This is a genomic window from Parvularcula mediterranea (assembly GCF_013085255.1).
GTDB lineage: Bacteria > Pseudomonadota > Alphaproteobacteria > Caulobacterales > Parvularculaceae > Parvularcula > Parvularcula mediterranea.
The window spans coordinates 973,927-997,543 of record NZ_JABFCX010000003.1; the positions used below are offsets into that span (position 1 = coordinate 973,927).

Consider the following 23,617-nt stretch of genomic DNA (forward strand, 5'->3'; position numbering starts at 1 on the left):
CTAGCCCCGCCAACCATTGATGATGGGGTAGCGCCGGTCCCTGCCAAACGACCGTGTCGTCACCTTGGCGCCGGGAGGGGACTGGTTGCGCTTGAACTCCGCGCGGAAAAGGAGTCCCTCGATCCGGCGGACGAGGTCGATGTCGTGACCTTCTTCGGCCAGTTCTTCGGGGCCGAGGTCGCGCTCGATCAGTCCCTGCAGCACCGCATCAAGGGTGTCATAGGGCGGCAGGCTGTCCTCGTCCTTCTGGTCCTCGCGAAGCTCCGCTGACGGAGGTTTGGTGATGATTGCTTCAGGGATCACCTCGCCATCGGGCCCCAGCGCCCAGGACGGCTTCGCCCCGTTGCGCCAGCGCGCAAGGCGGAAGACTTCGGTCTTGTAAACGTCCTTGAGCGGATTGAACCCGCCATTCATGTCGCCATAGAGCGTGGCATAGCCGACCGCCATTTCCGACTTATTGCCAGTAGTCAGCATCATCGAGCCGAGCTTATTCGAGATCGCCATGAGGACGGTCCCGCGCAGCCGCGACTGAAGGTTCTCTTCGGTGAGATCAGGCGTGCTGCCCTCGAAGACTTCTGACAGCATCCCTGTCATCGCCTCAACACCGGGCTCGATAGCGATCGTATCCATCCGCACACCGAGCGCCTTCGCGCATGCTTCGGCATCGGCCATGGAAGGCCCAGAGGTGTAGCGCGAGGGCAGCCTGACGCAGTGCACATGCTCCGGACCCAGCGCATCAACGGCGATCGCGGCGACGAGGGCCGAATCGATGCCGCCGGACAGGCCGAGTACCACGTCCCTGAACCCTGACTTGCGCACATAGTCCCGCGTGCCCGTGACCACTGCCTCGTATAGCAGGCCCTCATCGGCTACCCATTCAGCAGGCTCAGGCCCGATGACCTTGCCGCCGCGCGCTATCAGCGCACGGAGGATGCCCTCCTCGAAGAGGCCCGATGACGTGACGATGCCGCCCGCGTCAGCGATGAACGCGCCGCCGTCGAAGACGAGCTCATCCTGCCCGCCGACCTGATTGACGAAGATCATGGGCAGGCCAGTTTCCTCGGCCCGCCCTCGTGCGCAGGCCAGGCGTTCCTGCTTCACGCCCTTGCGGAACGGGGAGCCGTGGGGTGCTATCAGCACCTCAGCGCCCTTGTCCTTCAGCATACGGCTGACGTGCGGGAACCACATGTCCTCGCAGATCTGAAGACCCAGCTTCCAGCCGCGGCACGTGATCGGCTCAGGCGCATCATGGGCCGCGAAGGTGCGCGGCTCGTCGAAGGGGCCATAGTTCGGCAGGTGCACCTTGCGCGCAACACCCGCCACCTCGCCGCCGTCGAGCACGACACAGGCATTGTAGGGATAGTCAGCCTCAGGATCATCGCGCCAGGGCGTGCCGACGATGATAGCGGGCCCGCCCTTGGTATCTTCAGCGAGCTGACGAACAGCCGCCATGCACGCCGTGACATAGCTCCTGCGGTGAATGAGGTCCTCAGGCGGATAGCCAGAAATCGACAGCTCAGGCGTCACCACGAGGTCGACATCGCCAGCGTCGCGGACCGCATCCCGTATCCGCGCGCAATTGCCCTCAAGATCGCCCACCCGCTGGTTGAGCTGGGCAAGGGCAACCCGGAGCACGTCAGCCACCGATCGCCTCTTCAATGGTCAGCGCCATGGCCAGCGCACGGCGGCCAGCCTGACCCGGCACCACCGGGCTCACCCCCGAACGGACAGCGGCAAGGAAGCTCTGCGTCCCGAATGCCAGCGGATCTTTCAGCGCGAGCGGCAGGTCAGCCGAATTGAAATCCGCCGCGACAGGCTCAGGCGTGGTGTTCGCCACCGAACGGTCGAGGAAATCGAGGTGGATCTGCCCATCGGGATAGACGAGCTTCAGGTCCCGCGTCGGGTCCGTCTCAAGTCGCGAGGCGATGAGCTGCGCTTCCACGCCGCCCACATCGAGGGTCACGTCCACATAATCGGCGTGGATGCCCTTCTCCTTCTTAGCCTCGATCGACAGGACCTTGGCCTCGGCCCGGCCGGTGAGCTGGGCCAGGAGGTCGAGATCGTGGATCATCAGGTCGAGCACCACCGACACATCGCCCGCGCGGGGGCTGTAACGGTTCATGCGGCGCGACCGCACCGACTGGGGCACTTCCCGGTCAAAAAGGCCGAAGGCGGCAGCGACGTAGCGCTCCTGATGGCCGACCTGGATGAAGACGCCCTTCTCGGCCGCCTGGTCGATCAGCGCATCGGCCTCAGGGGTGGTCATGGCGATCGGCTTCTCGACCAGCACATGCTTGCCCGCGGCGATCGCCTGCGAGGCGAGCTCGGCGTGGGTGGTCGCCGGGGTAGCGATGGTCAGGACGTCGATCTCTTCGAGAAACGCCGCGAAGTCATCAAATCCCCGTGCGCCGTGGCCCTTGGCCCGTTCCTCGGCGCGCTCCCAGTCGAGATCGTAGATCGCTGTGAGCTCAGCCCCTTCGGCTTCGACATATTTGTTGGCGTGGTAGCCGCCGAACACCCCTGCGCCCGCGACTCCTGCTTTGAGAATGCTGTCCATGCTGCCTCGGTCTTCCTTGGTTCAGCGATAGCGTTGAGCGGGCACCTCTGAAAAGGTGTGAGCCCTGTGGCAAGCCCCCCGGCGGTAAACATCGGGCAAGTTTGCCTTGAAATGGCCCCATTGCAGAAATCTGCTCGCCGCAAATCCCCTCTAGGCCTGCTGGTGGTGGTAATTGGTGGAGGTGAGATGCGCGTTCCGTTCGCAGCTAACCGCTTTTGTGAAGACGCCTTGAATGAGGCGCTCGAGGGCCTGCGGGCGACCCTGAGAGGGTCGGTCCCCGTAACCCATAAGATCAACCCGTTCGCGAGGGCCATGCCCTGCCCCATGGGCGATATGACGCGAACAGCGAAGGTGCTCCGCATCTTCTGATCAATCCCGCGCGGTATCAGGGGTTTCCCTGTCTTGGGCCGGGGGCAAAGTTCCGCTAGTCACCGGAAAAAGACCGGAGACCGGCCATGACGGACACCCCTGCCTTTCACCGCGCAAGCCAGGCGCCTGCGGATGACTACACCATCCCGCAGGACTGGGAGAGCTATACCGAGGAAGAGCACAACACCTGGGATGTGCTCTACAAGCGCCTGATGAAGGTGCTTCCGGGCCGTGCCGATCAGGCCTTCATCGACGGTCTGAAGGCCCTCGACCTCGGCAAGGGCGGGATCCCTCATTTCGAGCGCATGTCCGACGAGCTCGAAGCCCTCACCGGCTGGCGGGTCGTCGCCGTACCGGGGCTGGTGCCGGACGAGGTTTTCTTCGACCATCTCGCAAACAGGCGTTTCCCGGCGGGCAACTTCATCCGGAAGCCCGACCAGCTCGACTATATCCAGGAGCCCGACGTCTTCCACGATGTCTTCGGCCACGTGCCGATGCTCTCGAACCCGGTCTTTGCCGATTACATGCAGGCCTATGGTCAGGGCGGGCTCAAGAGCCTGAACTCAGGCTGCCTCAAGAACCTCGCTGCGCTTTATTGGTACACGGTGGAATTCGGCCTGATCCAGACGGACGAAGGCATGCGCATCTACGGCGCTGGCATCGTCTCCTCTCCTGCAGAGAGTGTTTTCAGCCTCGAAAGCGACAGCCCCAACCGCATCGGCTTCGACGTCGAGCGGCTGATGAAGACCGCCTACAGGATCGACGACTTCCAGCAGACCTACTTCGTCATCGACAGCTACGAAGACCTCCTCGAGAAAACCCTGCGCACGGAGTTCGCCCCGCTCTACGAACGGCTGAGAGAAGAAGGCTGCGCCAGCGAATACCGCCAAACGCCTGCAGACATTCTGGAGACGGACAAAGTCTTCACAGAAGGCGACCAGGCCTATGCCAACAGAGGCGGCCGCTTTGCTGCGGAGTAGGCCTTAGGCCGCCGCCCGTTCCCTGACCGCCTTCAGCTCTTCAGCCAGCGTAAACGCCAGCTCCAGCGCTTGGTTGGCGTTGAGCCTTGGGTCGCAGTGGGTGTGGTAGCGTTCGGAGAGGTCGTCTTCGGTGATGGTCTGGAGGCCGCCGAGGCATTCGGTGACGTCCTGGCCGGTCATCTCGAAGTGGACACCGCCGGGATAGGCGCCTTCGGCCCTGACGAGGTCGAAGAACTGCTCGACCTCTCCGAGGACGGAGGAAACCTTCCGGGTCTTATAGCCATTGTCCGCCTTGATTGTATTGCCGTGCATGGGGTCCGAGGACCAGACGACCGTGCGGCCTTCCTGCTGCACCCGGCGCACAAGGGCGGGGAGGTGCTGCGCGATCTTCTCCGTCCCGAAACGGGCAATGAGGACGATGCGCCCGGCTTCATTGTCAGGGTTCAGAACATCGAGAAGCTTGATCAGCTCATCAGGCTCGAGCGTCGGCCCGCACTTCATGCCGATCGGGTTCTTGATGCCCCGGCAGAACTCGATATGCGCGCCATCGAGCTGCCGGGTCCGGTCACCGATCCAGACCATGTGACCCGACGTGTCGTAGTAGTCGCCGGAGGTGGAATCCGTCCGGGTCATCGCCTGCTCATAGCCGAGGAGCAGTGCCTCGTGGCTCGTGTAGAACTCGACCTCGTTGAGCTGGCGGGAGTTGAAGCCAGAAAGTCCGCATGCGTCCATGAACGCCATGGCGTCGGAGATGCGGTCCGCGATCTCCATGTAACGCTCGTTTTGAGGGCCACTTGCAAACTCAAGGTTCCAACGGTGCACATTGCGAAGCGACGCGTACCCCCCTTTCGCAAATGCACGGATAAGGTTCAGCGTCGACGCCGATTGTCCGTAGGCCTTCAGAAGCCTCTCAGGATCAGGGATCCGCGCCTCTTCAGTGAACTCCATCCCATTGATGTTGTCGCCGCGGTAGCTCGGCAGGGTGATGTCGCCCTGCGTCTCAATCGGTGAGGAGCGCGGCTTGCCGAACTGGCCTGCAATGCGCCCGACCTTCACCACGGGCATCGCTGCGCCATAGGTCAGCGCGACCGCCATCTGCAGCAGCACACGGAACGTGTCCCGGATTTTGTCCGCAGAGAACTCGGCAAAGCTCTCGGCACAATCGCCGCCTTGCAAAAGGAAAGCCTCTCCTGCGGAAACTCTCGCCAGGCGTTCCTTCAGGGTACGGACCTCACCGGCGAAGACCAGGGGCGGATAGGCGGCAAGCGTCCGCTCGACCTCGGCCAGGGCAGCCTGGTCGGGATAGTCGTCGGGGATGTGCTTCGCGGGTTTCGCGCGCCAGCTCTCGGGGCTCCACATGGTCCTGTCTCCTTAAGGAACGAGGACGCTAGAAAAGGCGGGGCGCTGTTGCAACGCCGAAGACCGAAAAGCTTACCGGCAGCGAAAAAGCAGCCCTTCGTCGCGGGCGCGCTTGATGTCGCGCCCGCCCGGGGAAAGACTAACCGCTGGGGAGAGCAGCCATGATCATCCGCCTTATCGCAGCGCTTGGTGCGCTCATTGCCTCGGCATCCGCCAATGGCCTGACGGAAGAGAACCGCGCCTTCATCGAGGAAGCCATGGCCGACCTCGGGATGGTCGGCTTCGGGATCGCCTATATCGGCCCCGACGGCGCAAGAGAGGCTGAGGGCTACGGCGTCGCCTACGAAGGCGGGCCAGCGATCACCCCCGACACACCCTTCGAGCTCGGCTCGGTCAGCAAGAACTTCTCCGCCCTCGTCATGCTGCAGCTCGCAGACGAAGGCTTCGCATCCCTCGATGACCCGGTGAGGAAGTACCTCCCGTCCTTCACGCTCAAAGGCGGCAAGGGCGGCGACATCACCATCCGCCAACTCATCACCCATCGTTCAGGTATCAGCACCCTCGACGGCAACAGGGACCACGCGATCACCCGCCGGGATCAAGGGGTGACCGCTGAACTCGTGGCAGGTCTCAGCAAGGTCATGCCCGTGGCGGAGCCAGGGGAAGTCCTTCAGTACTCGAACGCCAACTACATGACGCTGCAGCTCGTCATCGAAACCCTCACGGGCAACCCGCTTGAAGAGGAGCTCGAAGCCCGGATCTTTGCTCCCCTCGGCATGGGGAATAGCGGCACGGTGGTCACGCCGCCTGAGGGCAAAGCGAAGCCCCACCGGGACTTTTTCGGCAGCGTTCGAGAGAGCGATCTCGACATGGGCCGGCAGGGCATCGCCAAGGGCGGCGTCGTCGCCTCGGCCAACGACCTCGCCACCTATGTGCAGGCCGTGGCTTCGGGCGACCCACGCATTGTGCCGCGGAGCATGAAGGCTGAACTCGTCTCCCCCTACGGCGGAGGAGAAGTCGGCTACGCGATGGGCTGGTTCGTCGGCCCGCATGAAGGGCGCCTGCTTGTCGGCCATGATGGCCTCAACCCCGGCTTCCAGGCGATTGCGTATGTCTTCCCCGACACAGGCGAGCTGGTCGTCGGCGCGGTGAACCATTCGGGCAGCGGCAGCGAAGCGTTCCTCAGAGCCGTCGCCTTCCGCGTCATCGGCAGAGGGGAGCCAGACCATCGGCCTGACCTCTTCCGGAAGGCGCAGCTTTGGGTGCCGAGCCTTGCGGCTCTTCTCGTCACTTCAGGCTTCTTCCTCTGGGCGTGGCGGGCCGTGACAGCACCTAAGGAAGCCGGTCCCCTGGGCCTCATCCTTCCCACCCTCGTGCTCGGCGGTCTCGCCTATGGAGCGGTCGTCACGATCCCCGCGATCGGCGGGGCATCCTTCAGCGCAGCGGCAGCCTTCTACCCGGATCTCGGCCTCGCCCTCATGATGATCGCCAGCGTGAGCCTCCTCTGGGCGGCGCTGCGCCTTGGCCAGCAGCTGCTCTTGCGCATCAAGTCAGGCTGACTTCCCCGCGAAGGGGTCTAAGTGGCGATCATCGACAAAGGGAGCGCCGCCATGACCGTCAACGCCTACGCCGCCATGGAGCAGGGCGGAAAGCTCGAAGAGTTCACCTACGAATTCGATGACCTCAAGCCGGGCGAAGTCGAGCTCGAAATCGAGAGCTGCGGTATCTGCCACTCGGACATGTCGATGATCGACAATGAGTGGGGCATGTCCCGCTACCCCCTCGTCCCGGGCCATGAGGTCGTCGGCAAGATCACCAAGCTGGGGGAAGGCGTCCGCCGCCTGAAGGAAGGCCAGCGGGTCGGCCTCGGCTGGTTCGCGGACAGCTGCCAGACCTGCCGACCCTGCCTGTCGGGCCACCACAATCTCTGCTCCAACGCCACGGGCCTGATCGTCGGCAGGCATGGCGGCTTCGCGGACAAGATCAGGGCCTCCGAGCTCTGGTGCATCCCGATCCCTGACGAAGTCGACGCGATCACCGCAGGCCCCCTCTTCTGTGGCGGCGCCACCGTCTTCAATCCGCTGGTCCAGTATGATCTCAGCCCGATGGACCGCATCGGCATCATCGGCATTGGCGGTCTCGGCCACCTGGCACTGCAGTTCGCCAACGCCTGGGGCTGCGAAGTGACGGCCTTCACCACCTCCGACGACAAGGCCGAGGAGGCCAAGAACCTCGGCGCCCACCGGGTCGAGAACACCCGCGACGGCGACACGCTGAAAAAGCTTCGCGGCACCTACGACCTCATCGTCAACACGACCGCGGCTGAGCTTCCCTGGAGCGGTTACATGACCGCTCTTTGCGCCAAGGGCCGGTTCGTCACCGTCGGCGGATTCGTCGACGCACCGCTCAAGGCTGGCGCCTTCGACCTCATCGGCGGAGAGAAGAAGATGGGCGGCTCGTCGCTCGCGCCGCCGGTCATCATGCAGCGCATGCTCGAATTCTGCGGCCGCCACGGCATCGCCCCCATGACCGAGACCTTCTCGATGAAGGACTGCAATGACGGGATGGATCACTTAAGGGACGGAAAAGCGCGCTACCGGGTCGTTCTCACGCGCTAGCCTCAACTTATGTCGTTGCATTATCGCAACGGCTGCACTTCCTCTCGGAAAGCTCACGCACGCGGTCTTTACAGGCCGCGGCACGCTCTCTAGTGCCCACGACTTGCGCGGGTGCAGCCTTCCTTGAAGGACAAAGTCAGACACCCTGCTGCAGACGACTTGGCGTCTTGCTTGCTGGTTCGGCTCGTTAGGCGCTCATCACAGACCTCAACCGACCCGAAACGAAGCAACACGCGACCAAGGCATGACAGAAGAAAACGACGTCCCCCAGACGGACGCCGACCCCCAAGAGACGACCAACGAAGAGACCGCTGCTCCTGAAACAAAGTTAGCGGAGGACGATGGCGTGATCGCCGCGGACGCGCCGGTCGATGTGAAGTTCGCCGACCTCGGCCTCGACGAGAAGCTCCTCAAGGGCATCCTCGACGCAGGCTACGAGACGCCGACCCCCATTCAGGCGAAAGCCATCCCTGAAGCGATCAAGGGCCGCGACGTGCTCGGCATCGCCCAGACGGGTACCGGTAAGACCGCCGCTTTCACCATCCCCATGATCCACCGCCTGTCGCGCGGCAGGGCCCGGGCACGCATGCCGCGCAGCCTCGTGCTCGCGCCGACCCGGGAGCTCGCGGCACAGGTGGCTGAAAGCTTCGAAAAGTACGGCAAGCACCACAAGCTCTCGATGGCGCTCCTCATCGGCGGTGTCAGCTTCAAGGACCAGGAGATCGCCCTCACCCGCGGTGTCGACGTCCTGATCGCAACGCCCGGTCGCCTGCTTGACCATTTCGAGCGCGGCAAGCTCCTCCTCACCGGCCTGGAAGTCATGGTCGTCGACGAGGCCGACCGGATGCTCGACATGGGCTTCATTCCGGACATTGAGCGCATCTTCAACCTGACGCCGTTCACGCGCCAGACGCTCTTCTTCTCGGCCACCATGCCGCCGGAGATCACCCGCCTGACGCAAGCCTTCCTCTCCGCGCCCGCGCGGGTCGAGGTCTCGCGGCCCGCTCAGACGGCGGAGACGATCACCCAGCTGATCGTCAAGCTGCCCAAGAACGACGACCGCCTGAAGCGCGCAACGCTCCGCAAGCTGATTGACGACGCCGAAGGTCTTCAGAACGGCATCATCTTCTGTAACCGGAAGAAAAACGTCGATATCGTCGCCAAGAGCCTCCAGAAATACGGCTACAATGCGCGTCCGATCCACGGCGATCTTGCGCAATCCTTCCGTATGGAGACCTTGCAGAAGTTCCGCGATGGCGAGCTGAAGCTCCTTGTCGCTTCGGACGTTGCGGCCCGTGGCCTCGACATTCCCGAGGTCAGCCACGTCTTCAACTTCGCCGTGCCTGTAAACTCCGACGACTATGTCCACCGCATCGGCCGGACCGGCCGTGCAGGCCGCAAGGGTACTGCGGTCATGATGGTCACCCCGGGCGACGACAAGTCCTACGACGCTGTCCTCAAGACCACCGAAATGGTCGGTATCGAGGAAGTCGACCTTTCGGAGTTCTTCTCCGAATGGAAAGACGATGACAGCGGCAAGGGTGGGCGCGGCAAAGGCCGTGGTGACCGCGACCGCAGCGAGCGCTCCGACCGGGGCGAACGCTCTGAGAGATCCGACCGCTCGGAACGTTCAGACCGCGGAGGACGTGGCCGCAGGAACCGTCACAACGACGTCCCTGCCATGGATCACGCGGACAACGTCAAAGGCTTTGGCGATCACGTTCCCGACTTCATGAAGGTCGCTTAGGCGGCCACATCCGCCCCTGTGGGGAGTCTGTCGCGAAGCAACTAAGGGGGCAAACGCCCCCTTTTTCATTTGCTCACTGACGTTCGCGATGGGTTCTGGATCAAGTCCAGAATGACGCGTTGAGGCGTGATCTCACAATTGTCGTCATCTTGGACTAGATCCAGGACCCATCAAAAGAAAAAGCCGCGAAGCGACCTCAACCCTTCGTCTTCGCAGCTTCCAGAATCGTATCGACAGCAGGACGATTGCGATAGCTCTTGGAGTTTGTGGCAAAGTCCTCCTCGTAGAGGCGCGCCTTCACGACGCCGTCGCGGTCCACCACGAAAACCGCCGGGTGCGGAATGCCGTAGACGCGGCTGCCGGGCTGGTGGCTGGTGTTCAGGATACCGAACGCCTTGATGAGGGCTGAGCCTTCGTCCGCGATGAAGGTCTCTTCGATCTTGAGACGTTCAGCAAAGCTCTCCTGCTTGGCCGCATCATCGTAGCTGATGAAGATCAGCGGACGGCCCGCTGCATCGAAGGCCTCCGAAGCGTCAGCGAGCTCTTTGACCTGGCGCTTGCAGAACGGGCACCAGTCGACCGAGCGGACAAAGACGATCGTCGCGCCGCGGTCACCCATCGCGTCTTCGAATTGCGCAGGCTCAGGAACCTTCGTTCCGATATCGGGGCCAAGGCCCTGCTGCATGAAGAGGCTGAGAAGAAGTGCGATGACCATGATGAACCCCGATCAGATTTGATGTCGGGGCTATCTTCGCGCGCGGGAGGCAGAGGTTACAGCTTCGTCTGCAGATATTCGACCAAGGCCTCTGGCGTTTCAAAACTCGGCCAGTCGGTCTGGTTCCGGAACCAGGTCATTTGCCGCTTGGCAAAGCGCCGAGTCTCCTGCTTCGCCTTCTCCACTGCCTCTTCCATCGTCACCTCCCCCCTGACGAAGGCTGCGATCTCAGGCACCCCGAGGGCCTTCATCGCAGGCAGGTCTTCGGGCAGCTCCCGGGCGAGGAGCTGGCGGACCTCTTCGGTGGCGCCCTCCTCGATCATCCGGTCGAACCGCGCCTCGATCCGCGCGTAGAGCGCCTCCCGTTCCGGGAGGAGAACCGCGCAAACCGCGGGAACGGTCAGGGCTGGCTGGGGCGGAATGGCCTGCCAGTCAGAAAGCGACTTGCCCGTCTGGCGATGCACCGAAAGCGCACGGATGTGCCGCTGGCGGTCAGAGGGCTCGAGGCGCTCCATCGCCGGGTCGACCTCAAGGAGTTCGGCCCGCGCCTGCCGAGGGTCAGCCTCCCACCGCGCGGTCACATCCTCCACGGTCCCTGCTTCGATCTCTGGCACAGGCGAAAGGCCTTCGAGGAGTGCCTTGAGATACATGCCGGTCCCGCCACAAAGCACAGGAACGCTGCCTCCGGCCCTGATCCCTTCGACGAGAGGAGCCGCTTCGGCAACGAAACGACCCGCGGAGAACCTGTCCGCTGCGTCGATATGGCCATAGAGGTGGTGGGGTGCCCGGCGCTGTTCTTCAGGGCCGGGACGCGCCGAGACCACGCGCAGGTCGCGATAGACCTGCATCGAGTCCGCGTTGATCACGTGGCCGCCATGCATGCTCGCGAGGATCGTAGCGGCCGCTGACTTCCCCGAAGCCGTCGGCCCCGCGACGACAAGAAGAGGCGGGCCATCTTGCGAGGTCATGGAAGCGTCTCTAGCTGATGCGAAACGGAGATAGCCATGACCGACCAGGCCCACGATACCATCAAGAGCGAAATCGACAGCAACGACGTCATGCTCTTCATGAAAGGCACCCCCCAATTCCCGCAGTGCGGCTTTTCATCGGCCGTCGTGCAGATCCTCAATTACCTTGAGGTTGAATTCGGGTCGATGAACGTCCTGCAGTCGGACGAGCTTCGCCAGGGCATCAAGTCTTTCTCGGACTGGCCGACGATCCCTCAGCTCTACGTGAAGGGCGAGTTCATCGGCGGCTGCGACATCATCCGCCAGATGTTCGAAGCCGGCGAGCTCCGCCCCTTCCTCGTCGAAAAGGGCGTGCTCGAAGCCGCCTGAGCGGGCTCACTCCCTGCCCGCGATGATGCCGAGGAGCTTCTCGAGGGCCACGTCCTCGGTCGCGAAGGGCGGGATCTCGATTGCAATGTCAGGGATGACCCCGACTGGCGCAGGGTCGCCCGAAGGACGGACGATCCTCGCCTTGGGGAAACCCACGACAAGCCCTGAGTTCGGCAGCGTGAAGGTCTCCATCGCCCCGTAGGTCGAGGCGAGATCGGACGTTTCTTCGCCAACGATGAGACCAAAGCCGTAGTCCTGAATGATGGCCGCGACCGTTACGGCATTTGAATAGCTGTAGCGGTCCACGAGCACATAGACTTCGCCCTCGAACCGCTTGCCCCTTAACGGCCTGACGAAGGGAAGGTCGAAGGTGAAGGTCTCACCATAGGGCGTCTCGGCGAAGCTCTCCGCATACCGCCGGGAGACCTCATTGTCGCTCTCCCCGGCGAGGGCGAGGCGCGCTTCGTTCGAAGCTTCCGCTTCGGGGCTCGAACGGACCTCGAACGAGGAATAGAACCGGAAGGGCTCATCGGCGAACCACTGGATGATGGGGTCCGAGAAGGAGTTCGTACCCCCCGGGTTCTGTCGGATATCGAGGATCAGCGCCGCCGCGCCCTCCCTTTGGAAGGTCTCGAAGCTCTCATCGATGAAGGCTTTGAAGCCCTCGGTCTGCCAGGGGTTCTCAGGGGTTTCGTAGCTGAAGAACGGGCCGGGCCGCAGGTAAGCCGCCCCGCCTTCGAGCATCTTCGCGTCACGATCACCGAAGCCGAGGGTGAAGACCTCACCCGCTGACGTCAGCTCCGCAGCTGCCAGTTCCTCGCTCGTCAGAAGCCGCACGTTTTCATCGCGCAGCCTGCCATCGAGGCCCCTCAGCGTCAGGACGACCTCGTCAGGTGCACCCGCCTCGGCCCAGAACTCCACCGAGAACGTCCGCTCAAGGAGCGTGCCGCAGATGTAAGGATTGTCGCAGGACACGGTTTGGGAGAGCCGCTCCAGCCAATCAGACGAAGCCGCCCCATTGATCGCCACGATCTCCTCGCCCTGCATGACCCGCGGCGCATAGCTCTCGGAGACGAAGATGCGCCCGTCCCTGATGGCGGGGAAGACCGGCAAAGCCCTGCCGCCTGCCGCGCGATAGCGCCCCCAAACGTCATAGACGCCCTCCACCCGCGCATGGGCGATGTCCCCGAAGGCGGCGAAGCGCTGGAAGATGAAAAGCGCTTCTGAAGGATGAAGCGGCTGATCGAGGCCCGCCTCCATATCGGCGAAGAGCGCGTCATAGGCCTCCTCGCTCCGGTTCACGAACAGATCGAAGTGGCCTGACTTGAGCCCGGCATAGAGCGCCGCGAAATCCTCCCGCAGCTCCTCCGGAGACAGAGGACGCTCACCTTCAGCGAGGGCTTCGGCAGGGATCTGAGGGGTTTTGAGAAACGGATGCTCCTCAACCTTCTGCGCGGCACAGGCGCTGAGGGCTGAGAACACAAGGACGGACAGGAACGGGCGCATGTGGGACTCCTCGAAGATGAAGCGCAGAGGTCGGCGCCCAATCAGCTGGAGCACCGCTCACGCGGCGATGGAGGCCGTCTCCAGAAGTCCTGACGAAAAGCTGACGGCCCTGAATTCCCTATCAATCCAAGGGCGGCGCCCCTAAATTCGCCCCATGGCATCACCGCGCGAAAATCCTGCGCCACGGCTTGGCCGATGGCGGCCTGACCTTGCGTCGAGCCGGCTGATCGGCCCCGATGGCGAGGAGCGGAGGCTGGAGCCCAAGGTCGCCGACCTTCTGGGCGCGCTTCTGGATGCGAACGGCGCCACTCTTTCCCGCGAGGATCTGTTCAGCGCTGTCTGGCCCGGCGTCACCGTCGGTGAGGACACGCTGAGCCGCGCGGTCTCGAAGCTCCGCAAGGCTCTCGATGACGATCCCAAAGCTTCTTCGCTAGTCATAACGGTTCCGAAACGAGGCTATCGGCTGGTCGCTTCTGAGGCCGCTCCCACTCCGCGTGCCCGGTGGCTCTGGCCGTCGGCCGCCCTTGCCAGCCTTTTGCTGCTGGCAGGGGTCGCCATCAACGCGACCAACCGGCCCGCGCCCGAACCATCGCCGACAGTCGAACGCGCCACGGACCGCTACATGGAATTCACCCGGGCCGGGAACGAAGCAGCGATCGAGCTCTACGCCCGCGCCCTCAGGGAGACAGGCTCCGATCCCAAAGCCGAGGCTGGCATGGCCGCCGCGCTCGTCCAAAGGGTGATCCGCTGGCCCGAAGCGGTCGGCCTCGATGAAGACGGCGCCACCTCCCTCGAAGCCGCGCTCGCCGCAGGGCTCACCGACAGCGCCGAGGCCAAGGCCGTTCTCGCCCAAGCGAGGAGCCTCGCAGAGAAATCCGTGCGGCAGGACCCGCGCAACAGCGATGCGCTTCGGATCCTTGGCCTTGTGCGGACAGCGCAGCGCGATCTCGACGGAGCCTTCGAGGCCTATGAGAAGGCCCTCGACGCCGAGCCCGGAAACTGGGCGGTGCTGATCAACCTTTCTGAGATCCAGGCGATGCGCGGCAACAAAGCTGAGAGCTACCGGACGCTGACCAAGGCCTATAACGCCATCGGCAATGCCTCGGGCCCTGAAGCCCAGCGTGCGGCACCGTGGCGGGCGCCCCTTGGGGTCCTGCTGGCGGAGCGGGACCTCGACGCGGGAAGGAACGAGGCCGCCGAGAGTTGGTACAAGCGGGTTCTCGAGGATGATCCCTTCGACCGAGGCGCAACCGAAGGTTTGGCGAGCTTGCTACTCAGGTCAGGACGGGCATCCGAAGCGCGTGCGCTCTGCGCCGCGTACACTGAACGGACTGGAGACAGCCTGCCCTGCAGCCCCTAGCGGGCCGGGCAGCCGCCGCTTTCCTCGTCCGCCGTCACCCATGCGAGGGCATTCGTCAGAAGCCGCTTATGCTCCTCTGCCTCGAACGCTTGAGGCTGATGGCCGAGGGCTGAGAAGACGGTGCGACCCTTGCCGATGCAGCGGGTCCAGGCGACCGGGTGGTCCTTGGCTTCAGGGCCCATCACGAGGTCCTCGTCAGGCCAGACGCCACCCGCCACCTGTTTGTAGCTTCCTTCCACGACACCAATCAGCGGGGTGAAGTCCTCCCCCGGAGGCGCGGCAAAGGAGTACCACTCGTCATTGTGGACGAAGCTCTCTGGCAGTCCTTCCGTGACCGGGTGGTCAGAGAGCGTCTGCACCTCCGCATCCTGGAATTGCGGACCGATCGGGTGCCCTGAGAAGACCGCGCCGATCACGTTCTCACGGTACCAGGGCCAGCTCTCTTGAGAGCCATCCCCCGCCCCGTGAAGGGCGATCAGCCCGCCGCCAGCCTCGAGCCAGTCCTGAAGCGCCATCTCTTCGGCATCGGTCAGGACGTCTCCCGTCATGCTGTTGAGGACCACCACCTGAAAACGCGCAAGGTTCTCCGCCGTGAAGACCCTGCTGTCCTCGGTCGAGTGCACCGAAAAGCCCTCTTCCTCACCGAGACGGTTGAAGAACAGCATCGCCGCAGGAATGCCCGCCTCGTGCCGCCAGCCCTTCGTTTCGGAGAACACCAGCACCGCCCGCTCGGACATGTACTCAGCGCTCCGCGGCCATTCATAGGCCCCGGCTTCGGGGTTGGTCTGGAAGGCAAGGGCTGCGAGCAGGAGATGCGGAACGATCATCCCCGCAGCGTCTCACGGACCCCGTCGCCTGCCAACAAAAAGCCCGGCACGATGGCCGGGCTTCTGCAGTTCCTGTTTCGCTGCCGAAATTACGAAGCGTAATACTCGACGACGAGGTTCGGTTCCATGGTGGCCGCGTAGGGCACTTCCGCGAACTCAGGGGTGCGGATGTAGGTCGCGGTCATCTTCTTCGGATCGACGTCGACATAGTCGGGGATGTCGCGCTCTGCGAGCTGCAGGGCTTCGAGGACGAGGGCCATGTTCTTGGACTTCTCGCGGATTTCGACGACATCGCCGGGCTTCAGCCGGTAGGAAGGGATGTTGGTCCGGCGACCGTTGACCATGACATGGCCGTGGTTGACGAACTGACGCGCCGCGAAAACGGTCGGCACGAACTTGGCGCGGTAGACAATGGCGTCGAGACGGCTCTCGAGGAGGCCGATCAGGTTCTCTGCCGTGTTGCCCTTGCTCTTCGCAGCTTCGGTGTAGAGGCGCTCGAAGTGCTTCTCGGAGATGTTGCCGTAGTAGCCCTTGAGCTTCTGCTTCGCCATCAGCTGCTGACCGAAGTCAGAGACTTTACCGGCGCGGCGCTGGCCGTGCATGCCGGGCTTGTAGTCGCGCTTGTTGATGGGAGACTTGGGGCGACCCCAGATATTTTCACCGACGCGGCGGTCGATTTTGTACTTGGCGGAGATCCGCTTCGACATTTTTCACTCTCTTAGGCCCGGATCCGGTCTGCCGCCCCATGCGGCAGACGATCACAACGGCGGTTTCCCGGACGTCCCGTCTTGAAGCGCGGGTCAGTAGCAGTTCAGAAGGAGGGGTCAAGTCAAAGGAGACCTGAGGATGAGGGCTTTGTGGATCGGTGTCGCTGCGGCGGCTCTTCTGGCAGCATGCGGCGAAGGACCGACGGGCGAAAGCTCCCCGGCGCCGACCCAGCAATCGGCACGCCAGGACTTCGCGGCAGCCCCTGACACGGCCTCCCTGCCCCAGCGCCTGAAAGATGGCGAGGTGAAGCCCGGCCAGGTCGTCGGCACCTACCTCCAGCGGATCGAGCTGATCGACCAGAGCGGGCCAACCCTGCAGTCTGTCATCGCCGTGAACCCCGAAGCCGTGGCCCAGGCCCGGGCGCTTGAGGAAGCCGTCGCCAGCGGCGAGGAGCCAGGCGCCCTTTACGGCCTGCCCATCCTCGTGAAGGACAATATCGAGACCTTCGAGCTTCCCACCACCGCAGGCTCCCTCGCGCTCAAGGACAATAATACCGGCCGCGATGCCCCGGTCATCGCAAGGCTGCGGGACGCGGGCGCGATCATCCTTGGCAAAACGAACCTCTCCGAATGGGCCAACTTCCGCTCGTCACAATCGGTGAGCGGCTGGTCAGGCGTTGGCGGGCTCAGCCGTAACCCCCACGACCTCTCCCGCAACACCTGCGGCAGCTCGGCAGGCTCGGGCGCTGCCGTAGCGGCAGGCCTCGCATGGGGTGCTCTCGGTACCGAAACCAACGGCTCCGTGATCTGTCCCTCCGCCTCGAACGGTATTGTCGGGTTCAAGCCGACCGTCGGCCTCGTTTCGCGCTCTCTCGTCGTGCCCATCTCCCCGAGCCAGGACACGATCGGCCCGATGACCACCAGCGTCCGTGACGCCGCGATGATCCTGACCGCCATTGCAGGCACCGATGAACGCGATGCCGCAACGGCAGAGGCTGATGATCGGAAGACGGATTATGTCGCCGGCCTCGAAGGGGCGAGCCTTGAGGGCATCCGCATCGGCGTCCTGCGCTGGGCCCAGTCCGACGACCCCCGCGAGCAGGCGGTCTTCGACGAGGCCCTCGCCCGCGCAGAGGCCGCAGGAGCGATCCTTGTCGACATCGACGAAGCCAATCTGAACCTCTCGGGCGGCGATGCCTTCACCGTCCTGAAGGCCGAATTCAAGGAGAGCCTCAACGCCTATCTCGCCGAGGCCGCGCCTGAAGTTCAGACCCGCACCCTTGCCGACGTCATCGCGTTCAATGAGGCGAACGAGAAGGAAATGTCCGTGTTCGGACAGGACATCCTCATCGATTCAGAAGCGATGCCGGGCCTTGATGACGAGGGCTATCGTACCGCTCTCTCCAATGCCCAGTCGGCCACTCGCGAGGGCGGCGTCGACCGGTTCCTCGAAGAGAACGACGTTCAGTTCCTCATTGCACCAAGCTTTGGTCCTGCCTTCAAGATCGACCTCGTACGTGGAGACATCATCGCCAATTCGGCGGGCGCAGGTTGGGTCGCAGCCATTGCGGGCTACCCGCACCTGACCCTGCCCATGGGTGACGTCAGCGGCCTGCCGCTCGGCCTTTCCATCATGTCGGGCAAATGGATGGACGCGGAGGTTCTCGCCGTCGGCCAGGCGTTTGAGGAAATCCTCCCCCCACGTCTCATCCCGACGTTCCGCGCAAGCGAGATCGAGGCCGAAGGCTTCGCCGAAGCTGCAAGCCCGGCGCGCTGATCCGATGAGCAACGAGGACCTTGCCACACCCGAATTCTTCCCCGCGACACGGGAGACGGCGCTTCACCGCATGAACGCCTTCACCCAGAATATGGGAAAGACCTATGCTTCCAAGCGCAACACGGATTTCGGACCAGAGAACCGCTTCAACGTCTCGTGTCTGTCTCCCTATCTCAGCCATCGCCTCCTCCTTGAGAAGGATGTGGCCGAGGCGGCCATAGAAGCCCACGGTCTTCAAACTGCGGAGAAATTCGTTCAGGAAGTCTTCTGGCGGACCTACTTCAAAGGATGGCTTGAGCTCAGGCCTCACGTCTGGTCTCGCTATACCACAACAGCGAAGTCTGCGATCGAGGGTCTCTCCGGTGGACAGAAGGTAGCGTTCGAAGAAGCCACGGGTGGCAAGACAGGCATCGACTGTTTCGATCAGTGGACGCATGAACTGGTAGAGACCGGCTACCTGCATAATCATGCGCGCATGTGGTATGCCTCGATCTGGATCTTCACCCTCAAACTGCCTTGGGTCCTTGGAGCAGATTTCTTCTACCGTCATCTGCTCGACGGCGATGCCGCATCGAACACCCTGTCATGGCGCTGGGTCGCGGGGCTTCACACCAAGGGCAAGAATTACGTCGCCCGCGCCGATAATATCGAGAAGCATACGGACGGCCGCTTCAATCCCGAAGGCAAGCTGGCCGAGGATCCTGCGCCCCTCGACGATGACTGGAACGGCGAAGCGGGACCTGCACCAACGATCACGCCCCTCGACAAAAGCCGCAAGGCGCTTCTCCTCCTGCACGAGGATGATCTGGGTTTCGACAGCCTAGATCTCGGCGGGCTCGACGTCAGGGGTATCGCGGCCATCACCGTGACCGACAGCCGTTCCCCCTACGGAGCGTCGGAGCCCGTGAAGCAGTTCACGATCGAAGCCGTGGAAGATGCACTCAATCGCGCTGACGACGCGATGGATGCCGATGCCGTCAAGCTGCCAAGTCCCGAAGCGATCCTTCAGCATGCGAAGGATATCGGCGCTGAACAGGTCGTCATGCCCTACATCCCGCAAGGGCCCGTCCGTGACAGGATCAACCAGGCCGCTTCAAGCTGGGAAAGTGAAGGCGTCAAGCGCGCAGAGATCCTGCGCCCTGAGGACAGCGCCGCATGGCCTCACTGCGCCAAGGGTTTCTTCAAGCTGAAGGAAAAGATCCCTTCACTGATCAAAGGCTAGAGCTCCCTAGCGAGCTTTCTGCCAAGACGGTGGCCGCTGAGCCAGGCGGCTTCGATCCTCGGTGCGATATGCCAGTCGCCACAGGTCGCGAACCCATCATCGAGGTCGAGCCCGAAATCGCCGGGCGCGGCCTCGGCCACCCGCGCATAGCGCCAGCGGTGGACCATGGTCAGCTCCGCAAGGCGTGGAAGACCCGGCACCATGGTGTGAAGCTCCTTCAGCAGCAAGTCGCTGACATCGTCGGGATCCGCCTCGAGATTTTCCCGCGAGAATGACGGCGATCCATGAAGGACAAATCGGCTGCCTGGCTCCCTGCCAGGCCGACCGGCCTGCCAGACGAGCATGTCAGCGGGTCCTTCGCTCTTCATGTGAGCGTCGAAGCCCGGGTCATGCTCTCCGTTGAAGGCTGCAAGCAGCGTCCAGCACGGGTCGAAAGAAGCAGCAGCAGCTCCCGTCCTCAGGCCGCTGTCATCGGGAAGGAGCGCCAATGCCTGGGGCGCAGGCACAGCAAGGACCACGAAATCCGCGTCGGCGACCTGATGGCCACCCTTGGTGCTCAGGTCGAAGCGGCCGTCGCGCCCTTCTCCGGGCGTTCCGATCTCGACCCCGAACTCAGCCGAGAGCGCCTCGGCCTCATGGCGGACGAAGGCGTTCATGCCCGGCGTTCCGACGTACCAGGGCTCGCCGGGATCATGGCGCTCGCCATCCTTGAAAAACCGCCCGTCCCATGGAGCCACGCAACCCGCCGCCTGCCATCCTTCGACAGCCCCACGGAAAGCTTCGTCTCGCGCTGTGAAGTAAACCGCTCCGTGGTCGAACCTTCCGGGCGCTGTCCTGCGGGAGGAGCACCGTCCGCCAGGCCCACGGCCCTTGTCGATGATCCGAACCTCGAAGCCGGCCTCGGATAGGACTCTTCCGCAGGCGAGGCCCGCGACCCCTGCTCCGATGATGGCAACGACTGATCCGGGCATGCGGCCTCCTTGGAAGAAGACCTAGCCCGATTTGCAAAGCTTGCGAGGAAAGAGGCTGCCCTAGAAGCGGTAAGGATGCCGCAAGCGCTGGACCAGAAGCGGAGTGTTCGAAGGCTGCATGTTAACGTTCCAGATCGGGTTCGGCCCGACCTGCGCCTCGAAGCGCTCTTCGGTAATCTTGTAGCCGTTGGCCTCGACGAGGATCCAGAGCTCCGACTCCGGCTCGATCGCGTCCACGGTCGTGACGATCCGCAGCTTGTTGTCGCGATAGCTGATCTCGGCACCGGAGTTGCGGAAGATGTTGTACCGGGTGTTGGTGTCCGGATTCCAAAGCTTGCCGACCAGCCGATTGCGCTTGACCATGCCCTGCAAGTTGCCCTCGAGACCGTTCGGGAAGTTGACCTGGATGCGGAGCTGATACTCCTGCTGGCCCGAGCGCTGAACCGCCACGGGGACGATCTGGTAGCTCATCTCCCCGCCCGAAAGGCTCGCAGGCTCGAACATGGAGTCGAACGCCTCGTCGGATTCGCGCATCTCCTGCGCCGGAGCCTGCAGCGGCGTGCCGAGATCCGAAGGCACAGCCGTCACGAGGGCCGACAGGACCAAGAAGCCCTGCGTAAACGCTCCGCGATAGGAGACGGGCTCGGTCACGAAAATGGAAAGCGCCCCGGCACCCATCAGAAGCAGCATTACACCGTAAAGCGGGATCGCATTGATACCCAAGAGGGTCGTCGCTTCTAGGAGCAGTCGATTGATGACATAGAGCGAGGAAGCTTCCTGCTGCTGCACGAGATCGACGATCACCGCGGAGCCGATGCCGATCGCCGAAGCGAGACCGAAACCCGTGATGTTCATCAGGCCGAAGTCGCGCGCGACCTGACTGCGCTTGCCGTCACCGTAGGACATGTCCGAATTTCCCAACTACCCTTACCGAGAGCTTAACACAGAAGCGTGGGCAGACAATCGCCAAGCGAATCAGTTTTCGGGAAAGGCCTCTGTTTCAAGGCGGTGCGCCCCGAGCTCATCGAAGACCTGCTCGTGACAGGAGAAAATGATGATCTGGGTCTCCTGCGCAAGCTCGTGGAGAAGGTCGAAGCTCACCTTGATCCGGTCATCGTCGGCGTAGCTCAGCGGGTCGTCGAGGATCAGGGGCATCGGCTCCCCCTGGCTTGCCGCAAGTTTCGCAAAACCGATCCGGGTCAGAAGCGCGAGCTGTTCTCGTGTCCCGCCTGACAGCTGGGCGTCGCCGAGAGCGAGCCCCTGTCGGTCAACGGCTTCCGGCCTCCATTCGCTATCGAAACGAAGAGCTTCGGCCCCCAGGAGACGTGCCGCCATCGGTCTGATGGTCGCCATCACTGGCTCGACCACCCGGTCGCGGCGCTGGGCTTCCTCGTCATCGATCAGGGTAAGCAGCATCCGCAGCGCCTTGCGCCGTTCTTCGAGCTGCTCCGCCCGCTGGGACGCAGCTTCGAGGAGTTCCACGGCCGCCGCTAACTGTTCTTCCGCCCCGTCAGCATCGAGAGCCCTCAGCTGACCGCGCTTCTGGGCCAGGTTTTCGCGCAAGGACGAAAGCTCCTGGCCGAGCTTCCGTTCGACCTCCTCGAGCCGTTTGAGCCTCGTGGTGGCCGCTTGGCCGGCGGCGACGTTCTTCTCGAGGGCTTCAAGCTCCGACGCCCGCGCACCGCGGGCTCGCTCGCCAGCGAGGACGGCGTCTTCCGCCGCGGCAAGCTTCCCAGCCCGCGCTGCCTCATCTCCAAGCTGACTGAGCAGCCGCTCGCAGTCTTTCTCGTTGGTGGCAGCGGCAAACTTCGCTTCGAGGGCCTTATCGCTCGCAGCCTTATGGAAAGCTTGCGCGCGTCGTTCATCGGCTGAGGCAGCGTCGAGAGCCGTCTTTGCTTCATCCAAAAGCGGTTCGATATCTTCTAGTCGCCGTAGGTCGCCTGCGGGCTGCTCGGCAGCCGCGAGCGTTTCCAGACGCGCCTCGATAGCCCCCAAGCCATCAGGCGCGAGGCGCTTCCTTTCGGCATCAAGACGTTTGAGGTCCGCTTCTGCCGCCTTGCGGGATCGCTCGATCTCAGCGGCGTCTTCAGCGTTCTTGGCCCCGGCCGCCGAAAGGAAGGCTGCAAGTTCCCCTTCGGCGGTTGCCCGGCTCCTGGCGAGATTTCCGCGGTCGGGAACGTCGACCGTAAGCCTCGTTCCCCCGATCTCGATCGCTGCGCTGCCCGAGAGGGTCTGCCCCTCACCAGCCCTCAAATCCTCACCGTTCAGCGTTGCCGGACCGCCCTCCTCCAAGGTCAGGACCGGCGCTTCTGCCTCCTCCGCCGCTTTCGCACGGAGCACTGCAGTTTCGAGCTTTGCGAGCTGCGCCAAGTCGATGGCGGGAGCCTTCAAAACCTCCCGGAGGCGCTGCGCGTCCTTCATCACTGTATCGACGCGTTCCTTCGTCTCTCTCAGCCGCTCCGCTTCGGCCTGCTCCCGCTCCAAAGCTTCATTTCGGCGTGCCTCCGCGAACTCTCGGGAGAGCGTGTCGTGACGGGCCTGTTCCCCCTCACGCTTCTCGCTCGCAGCCTTCAGCGCAGCCTCGGTATGGCCAAGGTCATCCTGCACTGCTGTGAGCGCAGCCGCGGCCATACCCCGCGCTTTTTCCTTGCTTTCCAGCTCTTTCAGGCTCGCCTGCAGTTCAGTCTGCTTGTCCCGGGCCGTCTGGAGCGCGGCTTCGGCTGCGGCCAGCTGCTCGCGGGTATGGCTGGCTTTCTGGAGGTCGAGTTCGGCCTCTTTTGCGGCGAGACGGGCCTCGCGCAGCTCCTCGCGGCGGCGCTCCGTCTCCTTCGGCTCCGACAGGCGTGCCTCGCGCTTGGACAGACCTTCGACCTCGCTTCTGAGGTCGGAGCTGAGGCGCACCTTCTGTTCGAGCTCGGCGACGTCACTCTCCAAAGTGGAGACCGTCTTGAGAGCCGTCGCCATCTCGCCCGTCGCCTTCCCGGTCTTGAGGGTTTCCAGCTTCTGCAGCTCGGCTTCCGTCCGGCTGCGCACCCGTCCCACGTCACCGCCCATCGCGGCTTCGGTGACTTCCGACGAGAGAAGCCCGTCAGCGGTTTTGCGCTGCTCGCCTGAGAGGCCAGGAGCAAACCCTTCGCCCTGGGCCAGCCAGAGAAGACCGGGTGTCCCCTCAGTAGGAGACGCCGCGCCGAGCATCTCGGCGATCTTCGCAATCGCCGCGTCTTCCCGCGCGAGCTCGCGCAGCGTCGGCCGTTCGAGAAGCTGGGTCCCCGACCCCTTGCGGGAGCCCATGAAGTGCTTGCGAACCCGAAACGATCCCTGCTGGGAGGAAAGATCGATCTCGACCAACGGATCGCCACCCGCTTCGGGTTTCAGCGCCCGGGTCTCCCTGTTGTTGGCGGTCGGCTTGAAGAACAGACCCGCCCTCAAGGCATCGAAGAGCGCGCTCTTCCCGAACTCGTTGGGCCGGGCGAGGAGGTTGATGCCCGGCGCGAAATTCTCGATCGCGAGCCCTTTGGCACCGAACTTACGCAGATTGCGAACGCGGAGCGCTTCGATCTTCATC

19 protein-coding genes are annotated in these 23,617 nt (G+C 63.5%); 8 read left to right on the forward strand and 11 right to left on the reverse strand.

The window, feature by feature from the left end; genetic code table 11:
- Positions 1-1,644 (reverse strand): NAD+ synthase, encoded by a 1,644-nt coding sequence (locus HK107_RS13550; protein ID WP_173200692.1) that lies wholly within the window; start codon positions 1,642-1,644, stop codon positions 1-3.
- Positions 1,637-2,557, reverse strand: a complete 921-nt coding sequence (locus HK107_RS13555; protein WP_173200694.1) for a Gfo/Idh/MocA family protein — start codon at positions 2,555-2,557, stop codon at positions 1,637-1,639. Before HK107_RS13555 ends, HK107_RS13550 begins: the two co-directional genes overlap by 8 nt.
- Before the next feature lie 455 nt (positions 2,558-3,012).
- Between HK107_RS13555 and phhA the strand changes: the two genes are divergently transcribed.
- Positions 3,013-3,906 carry a phenylalanine 4-monooxygenase gene (phhA, locus tag HK107_RS13560; protein ID WP_173200696.1) on the forward strand — a complete coding sequence of 298 codons (894 nt, stop codon included), beginning with the start codon at positions 3,013-3,015 and terminating at the stop codon, positions 3,904-3,906.
- A gap of 3 nt (positions 3,907-3,909) precedes the next feature.
- On the opposite strand, the gene HK107_RS13565 is transcribed toward phhA, so the two are convergent.
- The gene (locus HK107_RS13565; RefSeq protein WP_173200698.1) at positions 3,910-5,265 is read right to left on the reverse strand and encodes a class II 3-deoxy-7-phosphoheptulonate synthase; all 1,356 of its coding nucleotides are present in this window, start codon (positions 5,263-5,265) and stop codon (positions 3,910-3,912) included.
- A gap of 161 nt (positions 5,266-5,426) precedes the next feature.
- On the opposite strand from HK107_RS13565, the gene HK107_RS13570 reads away from it, so the two are divergent.
- The 3 genes from HK107_RS13570 to HK107_RS13580 all read left to right on the forward strand — a co-directional run bounded on the left by HK107_RS13570 (position 5,427) and on the right by HK107_RS13580 (position 9,630).
- A complete protein-coding gene (locus HK107_RS13570; protein ID WP_173200700.1) occupies positions 5,427-6,824 on the forward strand; it encodes a serine hydrolase domain-containing protein in 1,398 nt (465 codons plus the stop codon).
- Between the two features lie 51 nt (positions 6,825-6,875).
- Positions 6,876-7,883 (forward strand): NAD(P)-dependent alcohol dehydrogenase, encoded by a 1,008-nt coding sequence (locus HK107_RS13575; RefSeq protein ID WP_173200702.1) that lies wholly within the window; start codon positions 6,876-6,878, stop codon positions 7,881-7,883.
- 244 nt (positions 7,884-8,127) lie between these two features.
- Positions 8,128-9,630, forward strand: a complete 1,503-nt coding sequence (locus HK107_RS13580) for a DEAD/DEAH box helicase (protein ID WP_173200704.1) — start codon at positions 8,128-8,130, stop codon at positions 9,628-9,630.
- 196 nt (positions 9,631-9,826) lie between these two features.
- Here HK107_RS13580 and HK107_RS13585 read toward each other — a convergent pair whose 3' ends face one another.
- Complete coding sequence (locus tag HK107_RS13585; protein ID WP_173200706.1) at positions 9,827-10,345, reverse strand: redoxin domain-containing protein; 519 nt, start codon at positions 10,343-10,345, stop codon at positions 9,827-9,829.
- Between the two features lie 56 nt (positions 10,346-10,401).
- Positions 10,402-11,313 (reverse strand): tRNA (adenosine(37)-N6)-dimethylallyltransferase MiaA, encoded by a 912-nt coding sequence (gene miaA, locus HK107_RS13590; protein WP_173200708.1) that lies wholly within the window; start codon positions 11,311-11,313, stop codon positions 10,402-10,404.
- A gap of 36 nt (positions 11,314-11,349) precedes the next feature.
- Between miaA and grxD the strand changes: the two genes are divergently transcribed.
- On the forward strand, positions 11,350-11,682 hold the full coding sequence (gene grxD / locus HK107_RS13595; protein WP_173200710.1) for a Grx4 family monothiol glutaredoxin: 333 nt from the start codon (positions 11,350-11,352) through the stop codon (positions 11,680-11,682).
- 6 nt (positions 11,683-11,688) lie between these two features.
- Here the strand turns inward: grxD and HK107_RS13600 are convergent, their stop codons facing one another.
- Positions 11,689-13,188: a S41 family peptidase gene (locus HK107_RS13600; protein WP_173200712.1), complete on the reverse strand. Its 1,500-nt coding sequence runs from the start codon at positions 13,186-13,188 to the stop codon at positions 11,689-11,691.
- 154 nt (positions 13,189-13,342) lie between these two features.
- Here HK107_RS13600 and HK107_RS13605 point away from each other — a divergent pair, with 154 nt between their 5' ends.
- On the forward strand, positions 13,343-14,548 hold the full coding sequence (locus HK107_RS13605; RefSeq protein ID WP_173200714.1) for a tetratricopeptide repeat protein: 1,206 nt from the start codon (positions 13,343-13,345) through the stop codon (positions 14,546-14,548).
- Here the strand turns inward: HK107_RS13605 and HK107_RS13610 are convergent.
- Together HK107_RS13610 and rpsD are read right to left on the reverse strand one after the other, a co-directional pair.
- Entirely contained in the window at positions 14,545-15,375 is an 831-nt protein-coding gene (locus HK107_RS13610; RefSeq protein WP_173200716.1) for a ThuA domain-containing protein, read from the reverse strand. The two genes, HK107_RS13605 and HK107_RS13610, sit on opposite strands and share 4 nt — an antisense overlap.
- Positions 15,376-15,464: 89 nt before the next feature.
- Positions 15,465-16,082 (reverse strand): 30S ribosomal protein S4, encoded by a 618-nt coding sequence (gene rpsD, locus HK107_RS13615; RefSeq protein WP_173200718.1) that lies wholly within the window; start codon positions 16,080-16,082, stop codon positions 15,465-15,467.
- 139 nt (positions 16,083-16,221) lie between these two features.
- On the opposite strand from rpsD, the gene HK107_RS13620 reads away from it, so the two are divergent.
- Positions 16,222-17,859, forward strand: coding sequence for an amidase (locus HK107_RS13620; RefSeq protein WP_173200720.1), 1,638 nt, complete (start codon positions 16,222-16,224; stop codon positions 17,857-17,859).
- Between the two features lie 4 nt (positions 17,860-17,863).
- Positions 17,864-19,081, forward strand: a complete 1,218-nt coding sequence (locus HK107_RS13625; protein ID WP_173200722.1) for an FAD-binding domain-containing protein — start codon at positions 17,864-17,866, stop codon at positions 19,079-19,081.
- Here HK107_RS13625 and HK107_RS13630 read toward each other — a convergent pair.
- The 3 genes from HK107_RS13630 to HK107_RS13640 form a co-directional block, all read right to left on the reverse strand.
- Entirely contained in the window at positions 19,078-20,052 is a 975-nt protein-coding gene (locus HK107_RS13630; RefSeq protein WP_173200724.1) for an NAD(P)/FAD-dependent oxidoreductase, read from the reverse strand. The genes HK107_RS13625 and HK107_RS13630 overlap by 4 nt on opposite strands.
- A gap of 60 nt (positions 20,053-20,112) precedes the next feature.
- The gene (locus tag HK107_RS13635; protein WP_173200726.1) at positions 20,113-20,958 is read right to left on the reverse strand and encodes a hypothetical protein; all 846 of its coding nucleotides are present in this window, start codon (positions 20,956-20,958) and stop codon (positions 20,113-20,115) included.
- 69 nt (positions 20,959-21,027) lie between these two features.
- Entirely contained in the window at positions 21,028-23,616 is a 2,589-nt protein-coding gene (locus HK107_RS13640) for an AAA family ATPase (RefSeq protein WP_173200728.1), read from the reverse strand.
- Position 23,617 lies beyond the last annotated feature (1 nt).